The 13,667-nt window shown below is 42.3% G+C and carries 12 protein-coding genes; 1 reads left to right on the top strand and 11 read right to left on the bottom strand.

Annotated elements, in window-relative coordinates:
- Nucleotides 1-23: 23 nt before the first annotated feature.
- The 8 genes from tsaA to add all read right to left on the bottom strand — a co-directional run bounded on the left by tsaA (nt 24) and on the right by add (nt 9,698).
- The gene (gene tsaA, locus WMO37_RS06620; protein WP_349154616.1) at nt 24-704 is read right to left on the bottom strand and encodes a tRNA (N6-threonylcarbamoyladenosine(37)-N6)-methyltransferase TrmO; all 681 of its coding nucleotides are present in this window, start codon (nt 702-704) and stop codon (nt 24-26) included.
- A complete protein-coding gene (locus WMO37_RS06615; protein WP_022431349.1) occupies nt 704-1,465 on the bottom strand; it encodes a formate/nitrite transporter family protein in 762 nt (253 codons plus the stop codon). Before WMO37_RS06615 ends, tsaA begins: the two co-directional genes overlap by 1 nt.
- A gap of 27 nt (nt 1,466-1,492) precedes the next feature.
- Nucleotides 1,493-3,148, bottom strand: coding sequence for a glutamate--tRNA ligase (gene gltX / locus WMO37_RS06610; protein WP_349154615.1), 1,656 nt, complete (start codon nt 3,146-3,148; stop codon nt 1,493-1,495).
- 76 nt (nt 3,149-3,224) lie between these two features.
- Nucleotides 3,225-4,010, bottom strand: coding sequence for a GTP pyrophosphokinase (locus WMO37_RS06605; RefSeq protein ID WP_227090282.1), 786 nt, complete (start codon nt 4,008-4,010; stop codon nt 3,225-3,227).
- Between the two features lie 333 nt (nt 4,011-4,343).
- Nucleotides 4,344-5,561, bottom strand: coding sequence for an NlpC/P60 family protein (locus WMO37_RS06600; protein WP_349154614.1), 1,218 nt, complete (start codon nt 5,559-5,561; stop codon nt 4,344-4,346).
- 76 nt (nt 5,562-5,637) lie between these two features.
- Nucleotides 5,638-7,491, bottom strand: a complete 1,854-nt coding sequence (locus tag WMO37_RS06595; RefSeq protein WP_022431353.1) for a RelA/SpoT-related domain-containing protein — start codon at nt 7,489-7,491, stop codon at nt 5,638-5,640.
- A gap of 146 nt (nt 7,492-7,637) precedes the next feature.
- Entirely contained in the window at nt 7,638-8,660 is a 1,023-nt protein-coding gene (locus WMO37_RS06590; protein ID WP_022431354.1) for an HD-GYP domain-containing protein, read from the bottom strand.
- A 27-nt stretch (nt 8,661-8,687) separates the two neighbouring features.
- On the bottom strand, nt 8,688-9,698 hold the full coding sequence (add, locus tag WMO37_RS06585; protein WP_349154613.1) for an adenosine deaminase: 1,011 nt from the start codon (nt 9,696-9,698) through the stop codon (nt 8,688-8,690).
- A gap of 143 nt (nt 9,699-9,841) precedes the next feature.
- On the opposite strand from add, the gene WMO37_RS06580 reads away from it, so the two are divergent.
- Nucleotides 9,842-10,207 (top strand): metal-dependent transcriptional regulator, encoded by a 366-nt coding sequence (locus WMO37_RS06580; protein ID WP_349154612.1) that lies wholly within the window; start codon nt 9,842-9,844, stop codon nt 10,205-10,207.
- Between the two features lie 133 nt (nt 10,208-10,340).
- Here the strand turns inward: WMO37_RS06580 and pflA are convergent, their stop codons facing one another.
- The 3 genes from pflA to WMO37_RS06565 all read right to left on the bottom strand — a co-directional run bounded on the left by pflA (nt 10,341) and on the right by WMO37_RS06565 (nt 13,650).
- Complete coding sequence (gene pflA, locus WMO37_RS06575) at nt 10,341-11,105, bottom strand: pyruvate formate-lyase-activating protein (RefSeq protein ID WP_022431357.1); 765 nt, start codon at nt 11,103-11,105, stop codon at nt 10,341-10,343.
- Nucleotides 11,106-11,216: 111 nt separating this feature from the next.
- Nucleotides 11,217-12,584, bottom strand: coding sequence for an MATE family efflux transporter (locus WMO37_RS06570; RefSeq protein WP_022431358.1), 1,368 nt, complete (start codon nt 12,582-12,584; stop codon nt 11,217-11,219).
- A complete protein-coding gene (locus WMO37_RS06565) occupies nt 12,577-13,650 on the bottom strand; it encodes a GGDEF domain-containing protein (protein ID WP_022431359.1) in 1,074 nt (357 codons plus the stop codon). Before WMO37_RS06565 ends, WMO37_RS06570 begins: the two co-directional genes overlap by 8 nt.
- Between the last annotated feature and the right edge of the window lie 17 nt (nt 13,651-13,667).

Here is a 13,667-nt window from a genome sequence, read left to right as displayed (position 1 = left end):
ATACCTTCCTTTTCTATAGCATTCTATAATTTTGCTATGGCGCAGACTGTAAGTACATTGTTGTTTACCGTAAATTTTATATTCATTCCCGCAAAAGACACCCCGAATACCCTGTCCGGCGCATGAAGATATCCCGGACGGATATCCTGCTTTAAAAGACCGATAAGCCCTGCCCACTTTTCCGGCGGCACTTCTGCTTTAAGTTCCTCTGGAATCACAACCTGTAACTCGTGATCCATTACCGTATCCGCAAATCCACACACCGCATCTGCATGGCTGTCCGTATATGCCAGATACGGTTTGATATCATACACAGGAGTATGATCCATCATATCCACACCGGATACCATTAAGTACGGTGCATCTTTTCCATCCAGACAGACCTGCTCCAGCCGGACACAGGAAAGTCCGATGGGGTTTGGGCGAAACGGCGAGCGTGTTGCAAACACACCCATGCGCCGGTTGCCGCCCAGCCGCGGCGGTTTGACCGTCGGACTCCAGTCATCCCGGATGCTTTCCGAAAACTGCCACAAAATCCAGAGATGGGAATATTCATCCAGCCCGCGGAATGCCTCTTTATTGCGGTATTCCGGTGCAAATTCAATTCTTCCTGTCAATTCACGGACAAGTCCGCTTTGTCTGGGTACACCGAATTTTTCCGGGAAATCCGTTCGGACCCAGCCTATTATTTTCATCTGTTCCATTACTTCTCCGCACTCATCAGCTTTAACGGTGCCGCAAGCAGCAGCGCACCACCGACAATGTTGCCCAGTGTTACGCAAATCATGCTCTTTGCAAGTAACACCGGGTTGATGCTGCCAAACAACAGATACGCAATTGAAAATGTGCCCATATTGGCAACACAGTGTTCAAAACCGGATACAACAAATGCCATAATCACACAGAACATGACAATGAGCTTGCCGCTTTCCGACTTCATACGCGTTCCGGTAAGGACTGCAAGACACACGCAGAAATTACACAGGACACCGCGTAAAAACAGCTGCATCGGCGGCGCTGAAAGCTTTGCCGCTAAAAAGCTGTTGTAATAATCTACTAAAATCTGATGGGATGCACCGCTTTTCACAAATAAAAAGCTTAAAAAAAACGCACCCACAAAATTGCCGATGTAGCTGACCAGCCACACCTTTAAAACCTGTTTCCATGTACAGGTTCCGGCATATGCGCCCATTGCCATTGTCATGTTATTGCCGGTAAAAAGTTCACCACCGATAAAAACAATCAGCACAATCGCAATTGAGAACAAAAATGCTCCTAAAAGCTTGCCAAACTGCGGATAGGTTGAATACAGCACCGCAGCGGATACGTTGGATAAAATCGTTGCAACGACAATAAAAAAGCCTGCCATAATTGCACGGATAAAAAACTTTACAGGATAGTGTTCACAGATGTCTGCCTTTCCTTGTGCGGCACCTGCCATTGTTTCCACATCTTTTGTCAACATTTCTTCTTCCTCTTTTTCTATCCGTATTTACGCTAAAACTTTCTGAATTTTATCACGCATCTGTGCTTCGCCCATCACATGAACGATAGACCATAAATCCGGTGTATTGGCTTTTCCGGTTACTGCAATACGGATAACTTCCGCAATATCGGATACATTGCCCTTGAAAGCTTCAGGATTTGCCTTGTATGCCTTCATATCGGAAGCGTAGCCGTGCTTGTCCGCAATCGCCTTTAACTTGTTAAACCATTCGGAATTGTCGTCTTCATGGTTATACATGGAAAGATACTCGTTCAGAATCGTCTTGACATCTTCCGTATCCATGCGGAATTCATCCTTTTCCTGTGTATCTTCCATATCAAAGAAATAGCCGATCATTTCAAAAATCTGCTTTGCATACATGAAATCTTTTCTTCTGCGCTTCATGCCGATACCCATGTACAGGCGCAGGATTCCAAGCATTTTTTCCTTATCGGCAAACCAGATGTTCTTCTTTTCCGGTTCATTTTCCTCTGCCCAGTCATATAAGAAGTCATAAAGCTCATCCTCTGAAAGCTTTGATAACTCATTTTTACAGATATTATGTAACTTATCCTTATCAAATAATGCGCCGGATGTACTCATCTTATCCAGTGAGAACGGGAATTCGTTGATATCCTTGTCCGGGAACTTTTCATGCCATTCTTCAAAGTTGGAATTGAGCAGTGTCATCAGATAAACCTTCATCGTATACGGATGATAACCGTCTTTTCTGTAGTAATCAAGTGACAGTTCAGGGTCTTTTCTCTTGGATAACTTTCTCTTTCCGCCTGTTTCTTCATCAAACTTCATTAAATGTGCCGTATGGGCATACTTTGGCATCTTAAAGCCCAATACATGGAACAGTTCATAGTGAATCGGTGCTGATGCAAGCCATTCGCCGCCACGGACAACAACCGTTGTACGCATTAAATGGTCATCAATCGCATGGGCAAAATGATAGGTTGGAATCCCGTCTTTCTTTAATAAGACAATATCGTGAATATTTTCAGGAAGTTTTACTTCGCCCTTGATTTCATCGACAAATACGATTTCCTTATCCGGGCTTCCCTGTGAACGAAGTCTTAATACATACGGCTTTCCGGCTTTGATATTGGCTTCGATTTCTTCATCGCTTAAATTGCGGCAGGTTGCATACTTTCCGTAATAACCGGTCAGTTCTTTCGCTTCTTCCTGCTGCTTTCTGACTTCTTCCAGTTCCTCTTCCGTACAGAAGCAAGGATACGCCAGTCCTCGTTCTACAAGGCTTTTTGCATAGACATGATAAATATCTACACGCTGTGTCTGATAATACGGACCGTAGGCATTGCGCTCGTCATCGTCCGGGTAGCCTGCACCCTCATCAAATTCAATATTAAAATAACGCAGTACATTGATAACGGTATCAACCGCACCTTCTACCGTTCTTTTGGCATCTGTATCTTCAATTCTTAAATAAAACTTACCACCGTTTCTATGTGCAAGACGTTCATCCGTCAATGCACTATAGAGATTTCCCAGATGAATAAATCCCGTCGGACTCGGTGCGAGTCTTGTTACCTCCGCTTTATTTGGCAGTTTTCTATAAGGGTACTTCTCCTCATAGTATTCCGGTGTTTTGGTTACATCGGGAAATAATAATTCAGCAAGTTTTTGATTATCCATTTTTTCCTCCATTATGCTAAAATACATCTTTTTTCACACTTATATAGTTTATTGCATTTAATGTAAAAAATCAAGTTTATTCCAGCATACTGTTCATTCTCTCCATCTTTTCTTCTGCTTCGTAAATCAGACGGCTGCATTCGGTTAATTCCTCTCTGAATTCCGAATAATCCCCCTGATATTCGCCTTTGCTGTTAATCGCTTTATAGCTGATATCATGTTCTAAGCTTGCCCACAAATCCATAGCCATTGTCCGAATCTGAATCTCAACCGGAACCATCTGCTTTTTATTCATAAAAAAGACCGGCACACGGATAATGAGATGATAACTGCGGTAGCCGTTTTCCTTCGGATGTTCGATATAATCTTTGACTTTCATAACTTCAATGTCGTCCTGCGCCAGAATTCTGTCACGTATAAAATATACATCTTTAATATACGGACAGACAATTCTTACACCCGCGATGTCGTAAATGTTATTGCACGCCGCACCAATCGTCAAATCCAGATTTTTCTTCTGTAATTTTCCCAGAATACTGCCCGCAGATTTCAAACGGGTATCAATATGATGCACCGGACAGCGCACATTTTTATAGCGCGACTCATCTTTGATAATTTCAATCCGCGCCGTTGTCACATTCATTGCCGCATTGTACATTCTTAAAATCGGCTCGATGACTTTCCGGAATTCTTCCGAAATATCTGCCACGCGCACCATACTACCGTTATAGACCAGACCGGTTTCGATTTCTTCTATAGTCAGTGCATCGTTTTGCACCACCTCAAGCTGGGTCGGCTCTATCCGCTGTGTTTCTATATTTTCTATGTTTTTTGTAACATCTGTCTGTACTTCTTTTTCCATATCCTTCACCGCTTTGTATGTAGTTTATATGGTAAGTATAACACCGGGGGGTATAAAATACTATTAAAAGGGGGTTAATATTGATAAAACTTTTAAACAAATAATTGACAAATACACTTTATATACCTGATACATGCTTTGCGCAGTTATAACGCTCGTTATCAACATTAAACAACGCAAAAAGAAGCGCCCTCGTCCTGTCAGATGATGCGCTATTTTCTGTAGAATATTATCCCGCCGTCGGCTAGGTTTCATCTAGTCGATAGCTCTCTTGTTAAATATGTTATACCGTCCGGTTAAAAATGTGTCAATACTCATTAAAATATTTTCATGCTAAAAATCATATAACAGGCAATATGTCAGCGAATTCAGCCATGTTTTTTCATTTTTCCGATACACTGATAAAGAATTGACAACACAGGAATTAACAGTCACTTTTTCAAATTCGGTATCCGTCTTTTGATAAAAATGCCCGGTCTGGCTGATAACATAATAATCCTGTCCTGTCTTTCCCAGATAAATCATGACATGTCCAGGAAAGCCCAGTACCGCACCCGGACGCAGACGGGTCAGAATCTGCTCTTTTTCTTCTTTGGAATACGATGTCAAATCCATAAAAATATCCAGTCCCTTAAGACTTTGCAGCCCCGTTGTGTCTTTGGGCAGGCAGATACCAAAGCACGCAAAAATATCGTGTACCATCATGGAGCAATCCCTCGAGTCCAGACTGCCGCCCCAGCCATAGACTTCACCCAGCATTGAAAAAGTCAGTTTCAGAATATTTTCTGCCGTGCACGGTAAAAAGCCGCAAACCGCTCCCGCCGCCTGTGTCAGCTGTATCGCTCTTTCTTCATACTGACCGTTTTGATTTTTTACCGGAAATAATGCGGCAATATTTCCATTATAGGGAATTCCCGCAAATTCTTTTTCATTACATTTTTTCAATATTGTTCCCATATAAAGCGGTATCTGTGATACACACTTATCTTTTGGATTACACTCTGTCCTCCAGCGGCTTGCCGTAATCACATAAAAATCCGGTTGTCGTCCATTTCTTTGCTGTATGTCACAGTCACTGCCACCGCAATCCGCAATACAGTCTTTGCGTACCCAGCCTGCGGCATTACGTGCATACAAATAGTACCATTCTTTACACAAGCTTTCGCGCACAATCACTACCGGCTCATTGGGCAATAACACCGTAATTTGATTGTCCCCATCTTTTTCTGTCCAATCACACGGACTTTCCTGCCATGCACCCAGCTTCTTTTTTACATCTGCACGGCTGATACAGATTCCCGGCCAAACCGCGGGTGAATATTCTTTTACTATTTCTTTAATATCAAACATATCTCCCGTTTCAAGACACCTGCAATAAATCTGCCGATTTAACCGCTCTATTTCTTCCTTCGTGTAAATCAGCCGGTCTTTTTCCTGCATTTTGTCAAGCCAGTACATCACATCTGTTATTGACATGTTTATTCGTTCATCTGTACCCTGTTTATCTGCAATCTGCACTATACCCATCTGCTCATTTTTACAATCTGCCATAAAAAAATCCTCCCATGCGTCTGACAGCGTTTCATCTGTTTTAACGTATGGGAGGATTTTTATTTTTATGTCTGTTTTACTGTTTTGTTTCCTTCCCAGCCCCATAAGCCACATTCTTTTCACGAATCTGGGATACGAGCTGGCGTCTGTACGCGCGACACCCGAATTCGTTCCAGTATTTTTTCTGTTCCAACTTGATAACTTCAAAGCGCGTTTCCAGAATATCGGATTTGTAGCTGGTCTGCGGTGCTTCGCCCGGATAAAATACCGTAATTGAATCTTCATATCCCGCATGAAGTCCGTATTTATGAGCAAAAGCTTCTGATTCCGCTTTCTCTACAAACATAATGTGCGCATAATAGCCAACCAGATAAGAAAAATAATCCACGTCAAATTTTTCCGTCCATTCCTTGTCTGCTGCCATAAAGACAATCACCGGAAACTTTCTGTCCGGATTGGCAATCAGGCTGTCCATTTCCGCCGCATTTTCCGTATCAACATGATGAACACTCTCGCGGAGCCGTACCACATCACAGATTCCGATATTGTCCGCAATTTCACCATAAAAATTCGGTCTGGAAAATAAAATATTTTCATTATCCCGGTACCGTTCCTTTGGCTCTGCATATTCATTCAGCACCGTAAAAAGCAGTCCTTTTTCGTCTTTTTTGACAACCGCCTCTGAAATCCAGATACGGGAAGATATTCTAGTATCAAAATGCGTGGTATATTCTTTAAAATAGCATTTTTCCTCATCATAGTCAACCAGCACACTGTATCCCGGCGTACTGCCGCTGTAACCGGCAACCTGCTCCGGTATATCAGAAAAGACCTCATTAAAGCGGGACTTTACCCATGAATAAATGTATCCTGCCGCCTTGCGGAACGCGTCTTCTGTCTTTAAATTAGCCGTTTCTATGTATGTCTGTGCCTGAAAAACTTTATATCTTCCCAGTGTCTTAAACGGTTCAAAACGCTTGCGCCTGCCGCTGTTTTCCGTTTCCTGATGAGCTGCCCTGTCGCGCTTTGCAAAAACTTCCTTCAACCGCTCATCATTCGGGCCGATCTGATTGACAATACGGATAATATTATTAACATTTAACTGCACACCCTTATCCGATGTATTATTCCAAAGCTGTGCAATTGTTTTTCCGCGGTCAAAACGGTAAAACTGCTTTGCAAGCTCCGTATCTCTGTTTAAAATTTCTTCAATTTCAGGATACATCGGCGTATTGTCCAGTTTCAGCCTGTAATGGCATCGTATCATGTCGCACCACAGCTTATCCTTATAGTGCTGGTGTCCCAGATCCTCTAGCAGCTGTACAATAGAATCATCGCACAGCTCCAGTGTTGCCAGAATACTGTTCATCTTGCGTGCCAGCGCTTCATTACCGATACCGAATGCCGAACCTTTATAGCGCAGATCATGTTCAATCTCGTGCCACCCTTCAAAGGAGTTGGTTCTGACCTGTACTTCAAAAGTACTGTCAACATAATCTGCCAGTGACGGATTGACAATCGTCTTGCTTAAATATGCCGGCAGCTTAAAAATTCCGTTGACCTTCATTGCCTTAAACTCATATTCATTGTTTTCCGTGGTTTCCCACTTGCCGGGCTCGACAAACAGCGTATCCAGCAGCCTCATACAGATTTCCAGATCATCACTGAAATACAGCATAATCCGGATTCCGATTAAATCCTGCATTTTCTTATCTTCGTTTTCCGTGCCTTTCCGCCGGTAATCCTTAAATATCAGCTTGTTGACCATCGAATCTACCGCTTTAACACGATATGCCACTCTGTAATAAAACCCCGCCTTTTGTAACTTTTCTTCCAGAATACTCAGCAAATCTACTTTCACAATATCAGGTACAACAATTTTTTCAACATTTTCTTTGGTAAACAGCGGGTTTATTTTCTTATTATCCATACTAATCCCCATTCCACAGGCATTTTAATACCGGAGGAGTCGCAAACCGAATTTATTCAGTTCTGCGATAAAAAGCGGCTTTATGGTGCCTGCGACACAAAGCACAACGTCAAGTTACACGCCCCCGTTTATTTATAACGAATATTTTACACCAAAATCGCATCGGTTTCCGGAACAATTGTCAGATCACGATAATTACACGAATCATTTAGGTCTATTTCTTCCCCATCCCACAGCCTGATTAACGGTCGCAGCGGATTCCATTTATTTGCCGCCACAATGCCTTCTCTGCCGTCTGAGAGCATCACTTCCGTCCCGGACGGATAGATTGCCACAGACTGAATAAACGCCTCTACCACATCTCTGTCAAAAAATCTGCCGCATCCGCCCATCAGATACTCAACTGCTTCCGAACGTGCATAAGGTACTTTATACGGTCTTTTGGATGTCAGTGCATCAAACACATCCGCTACGTGAATGATTTTTGCATAAATGTAAATATCATCACCTACGAATCCATTCGGATACCCGCTGCCGTCTTCATTTTCATGATGGGACAGAATCCCGGCACGGATTGTTGAACTAATATCCATGCGCTGCCGCAGAAAATCAAAAGCTATCTGCGGATGCTGCCTGATATGTTCGTACTCACTCTCCGTTAACGGTCCGGGCTTATTTAAAATTTCCGGATTTAACATCAGTTTACCAATATCATGCAGCATGGCGGAAATACTGACCTCTTTTAATTTTTTCTTATTAAACCCTAAATTGAGCGCAATGACTGTACTCATGACCGCCACATTGACAGAATGACGGTACGTATAATCATCAAACATTCTTAAATCAATCATATCCAGACGGATTGGCGGCCGTGACAGAATCTGTTCCACAATCCGTTCCGCAACTTTCATGCAGGCATCCAGATCACCACGCTGCAAGGCTTCTACCCCTTCATTGCGCAGTTCCTGTGTAACGATATCCTGTACTTCAATGTCTTTTGCCAGTTCATCTTCCACATAAAAACCCGGCAGTCCCCGCGCTTTTAATTTTCTGATATAATCCCTGGTCATAATGGTACCTGTTGCCAGCAGTACTCTGTTAATACTGTCATATATGGGCATTGCCAGTACCATGTTATCCTTTGCCTTTTCTATCGCAACATAACGCATAAACTATAAACTTCCCCCTTGTATCTTTTAAAACGTATATGTAATCCGCGCCTTTAGCAGCTGTTTTATATCCTCTGTTGTAAATGATGCTTCTGCCGCATGGTACAGAAATTCTTTTATCTGCGTATCCCCAAATGCAAATGTATCTGCAAGCAGCTGATATTCGTGCTGTATGCAGGTATCCGATACCGTCATATTATCGGTGTTAATTGTCACTGCCACTCCAGCATCCATTAACTGACGGATGGGATACTGTCCAATGAAATCGACAACTTTCGTATTTAAGTTACTGGTCGGACATAATTCCAGTGTAATGTGATGTTCTTTTAACAGTTCCATCGTTTCCGCATCATATGCGGCACGAATTCCGTGTCCGATACGCGCAGCACCCATTGCCACTGCTGCACGGATACTCTCTGTACCTGCTGCCTCACCTGCATGAATCGTAACCGGTATGCGTAACTGCTTTGCATAGGCAAATAAATCCGCATACTGCTCTGTCGGATACAATGCCTCCGCTCCGGCAAGGTCTACTGCACACACACCGCTTCCCAGATGTCTTGCAGCTTCTTCAACCGTAATTTTATTTTGCTGTCCATTGTCACTGCCACGCATACAGCATAAAATAATACCCGCGTGAATACTCTCCGGCTTCACACCTGCCACACTGTAAAGCCCCGCTTTCACTGCTTCAATCACTTCATTCTGACTCATCCCTTTCTGTGTATGAAGCTGTGGTGCGAAACGGACCTCACAATACTGCACACCCTGCCCTTCTAATTCAGTCAGCAGATCGTGCATACATTTTTCAAGTGCCTCCGGTGTCTGCATCAGCGTCAGCGGAAATTCAAACTTTGTCAGATACTCATTCAAATCCCGGCAGCCTGCAGGCACGGAGAGTTTTTTCTTTAATTCCCCGTCTGTCATCTGCAGTGTGATTCCTTGCTGCTCTGCCAGTTCCTTTACCGTATGCAATGGCAGAGAGCCGTCTAAATGCAGATGCAAATCTATTAAACAGTTTAAATTTTGTATATTCATCTTTATAATTTACCATTTTTTTATCATAAAAACAATTCCTTCCGCCCATAAAATTGTAAATATCATTATAAATTTGCCTATTTGTTGTTTTTATGATATACTAATAACATCAAATTAATCGGTTTTTAAATGGAGAAATTATTATGGCAATACATGAATCTGCGGAAAATTATCTTGAAACTATTTTAATGCTCAGCAAGGAACGTCCTGTTGTACGTGCTGTTGATATTGCAAATGAACTGGACTTTAAAAAATCCAGCGTCAGCATTGCAATGAAAAATTTAAGAGAGGCGAATCACATCACGGTCACAAAAGAAGGCTACATTTACCTGACAGAATCCGGTCAGAAAATCGCCGAAACCATTTATGAACGCCATCAGTTATTATCTTCGTGGCTGACAACACTGGGTGTTGACCCAAAGGTTGCGGAAGATGATGCCTGCAGGATTGAACACGTTATCAGTCCGGAAAGCTTTGAAGCGATTAAAAAGCATGTCAACCGGCATTAGACTTTTAATTTTTTATTACAAATAACAAAACAGGCATACATGTCAGAAACCGAAATGCTCTTGACATATATGCCTGTCTTTTTTATGCTTTTTATTCTATCTATTTTTATCCAGCCTGCATTTATCCTGCATTTTATTTTGCGTAATCCTTGTAATCGGCAGTATGCAGGATTTCTTCGGCATGTGCAATCTCCTCTTTTGTCGGCGGCATTACATCGCCAAGTTCGTATGGAATTCCTAAGTTTTCCCACTTAAATACACCCAGTGTATGATATGGCAGGATTTCAAAACGTTCTACCGTCTTTAACGAGCCGACAAAATCTCTTAACTTTTCTAAATCTGCATCATCTGTTGTAATTCCCGGTACTAATACATGACGAATCCACATTGCCTTTCCGTTGTCTGATAAATACTGTGCCAGATCTAAGATATTGCTGTTTGTCCAACCCGTCAGTTTCTTGTGTTTTTCATCATCAATCTGCTTAATATCGAGCATAAAAAGGTCTGTCACCTTCATGAGTTCATTAAATTTGCTAAAGAACGGTTCTTCTCTTGTAAAAGGATTGCCGGACGTATCCAGTGTCGTATGCACGCCCTTTTCCTTTGCCAGCTTAAACAGCGCAATCACAAAATCAATCTGTAACAGTGCTTCTCCGCCACTGACTGTAATACCGCCGTTCTTTTTCCAGTAGTTGCGGTAACGGTATGCTTTGTCAAAAACTTCCTTTGCCGTCAGTTCTTCTCCGCCTTCCATTGCCCATGTTTCCGGGTTGTGGCAGTATTTACAGCGCATGTGGCAACCCTGTAAAAATACAATATAGCGCACACCCGGTCCGTCTACCGAGCCGAAGCTCTCTACAGAATGTATTTTCCCTTTAATTTCCTGTGTATATTCCATTTTTTAATTTCCTTTCTTGTTTTCTATCTCTTATCCATTAGTCTCTCTTATTTTTTCTGTGATATTCTACTTTTGACACTCTTATCATTATATAAAGCTATCCCGCTAAATTCAAGCCGCTTTTTGCACATTTTGCGCAAATGCACGTTTTCTTACAATATAATAAGCGGATGTCATGACAATGCCTGTCACGACCCATGAAATCGGATAAATAATCACCAGTACCCAGAATTCATGCACGGCACGGCAAACCGTTGAAACCCAGATTAACCGCAGGACACAGGAACCTAAAAATGTGATGACTGCCGGTGTCAGTGAATGTCCAAAGCCGCGCATTGCGCCTGCGCTGATTTCATAAACAGACGTCAGAAGTTCAAGTGTCGTCGCTATTAAAATTCGTGTCATGGCATATTCAAGCACCGCCGGATCTGTGGTGTAAAAGCGAAGAAACATGCCGCGCCCAAGAACAAACACCATAGAGAGCAGTCCGCAGGATACCAGTGAAAATACCATGGATATATGAAAAATTTTCTTACAGCGTCCATAGTCGCCCGCACCGTAATTCTGACTGGTAAATGTCACCGTTGCCTGCGCAAAAGCATTGACAAGAAAGTATGTAAAATATTCATAATTCAGTGCTGCCGCAGAACCCGCAATCGCATCCGAGCCGAAGCTGTTAATTGCACTTTGTATACACACATTGGCAATTGAAAACATCATGCCCTGTATTCCTGCCGGAACACCAATGACCAATATCTTTTTTAACTCTGCCGGTGCTACTGCCAGTTTACGAAATTCCAGCCGTATCGGTGCGGATTCATGTGTCAGTATGTATACGATAATGCCTGAACTGACCATATTGGATATAACAGTGGCTATGGCAACCCCTGAAACGCCCATTTTAAATCCGATAACCAGCACAAGATTTAACACCGTATTTATCACACCCGCAACAATCAGGCTGTAGAGCGGACGTCTGCTGTCACCTGTACTTCTAAGGATGGATGAACCGAAATCATACAGCATGATAAACGGCATACCGAGCAGATAAATTCTCAAATAAACTACCGCTAAATCTATAACGTCATCCGGTGTCCCCATAAGGCTTAATACCGGCTTTGCAATAAACTGTCCGAATATCATAACAAAAATGCCGCTCACCAAGGCGACCACAATAGCCGTATGAATTGCCGCCTGAATATTCTTTTCTGAGCGCTGTCCGATATAATGTGCAATAACAACATTTGAACCGAGTGAAATGCCGATAAATAGGTTAATCATCAGTGCAATCAGCGAACTGTTGCTGCCGACTGCCGCCAGTGCCTGACTGCTGGCAAACCGTCCGACAACTGCCGTATCAATGGAATTAAAAAGCTGCTGTAAAATACTGCTTGCCGCAAGTGGCAGTGCAAAAATCAGGATTTTATTCCACAGCGTGCCATGTGTCATATCCATTGTATTTTTATTAGTTTTACTCATTTTTTGAAGCCTCCTTTTTGTCTCGCTTATTTTCATACATATAGTGGTCAGCCTTATCAAACAGCACCCGGAGCGTGCAGTCCGTATAATCCTTTGAAAATGCCCAGCCATATGCATAACTGATTGTCTCGTTTCTGCCGTACCGGTTAAACTGGTCTACTTCCTCCTGTAACTGATTTAAAATATTTTCAACTTCCTCTTTGGATGTATCACAAATAACCACTACAAATTCATCGCCTCCGTACCGTCCGACAAAATTCTTCATTGGAACAACATTTCTTAAAAGGCGTGCAAAATTCATAATCAACTGGTCGCCAACTGAATGCCCCAGCGTATCATTGGTAATTTTTAAATTATTCAAATCAAAAATAATACAAGCAACCTCACCTTTAATTGCTCTCATATCATGAAAAATTTCCTCACAGCGGCTCTTATTAGGCAGTCCCGTATGTAAATCAATATAGGCTTTCTGCTCTAAAATCTTGTTCTTTCTGGTTATCCGGACTGCCGAAACCATCTGCATTATCATTAAGATCACTAAAATCAGCATATCCACCGCAGATGCTGTCTCCAGTGCGCGAATTTTTCCGGCCGTCTGCACGGAATAATTCTCGGCTGCAAAAACCGTTTCATCTGCCATATCAAAATAAGTTTCACTCACTTCTACAATATCGGTATCTTCATATCCAAGCTCACGCACCTTGCGAATCTGTCTTTTTAAATTTCCCCAATACTCTATCTGTGCATCCAGCTTCTTATTATAATCTGTATCATCCAGTGTTATCAGATTGTAATTGCCGTCCCCATACTTTAATCCATTTAAAATATCGTCTAAATACTGAATCAGTTCATCGTTCTGATAACCGGTAATTTCAAGCTTTACCTCCCGCTGTGTCGCACCTCGCACCAGCCCCGCATAATTAATAACCCTTGCTGTTCCCTGTAATCTGCCGATTTCGCTCATAAGCAGAATTACAAGTATCATTAAAATCAGAATCAATACACTCTGTACTACCGTTTCCATTGTCCGTATTTTTTTGTTTTTATTTAATTCTGCACTACTCATGTCGTTTCTCGACTCCC

The organism is Lachnospira intestinalis (assembly GCF_040095895.1).
Taxonomy (GTDB): domain Bacteria; phylum Bacillota; class Clostridia; order Lachnospirales; family Lachnospiraceae; genus Lachnospira; species Lachnospira intestinalis.
Note: the sequence above shows the minus strand (reverse complement) of the source record. Positions and strands in the feature narration are given on the sequence as shown.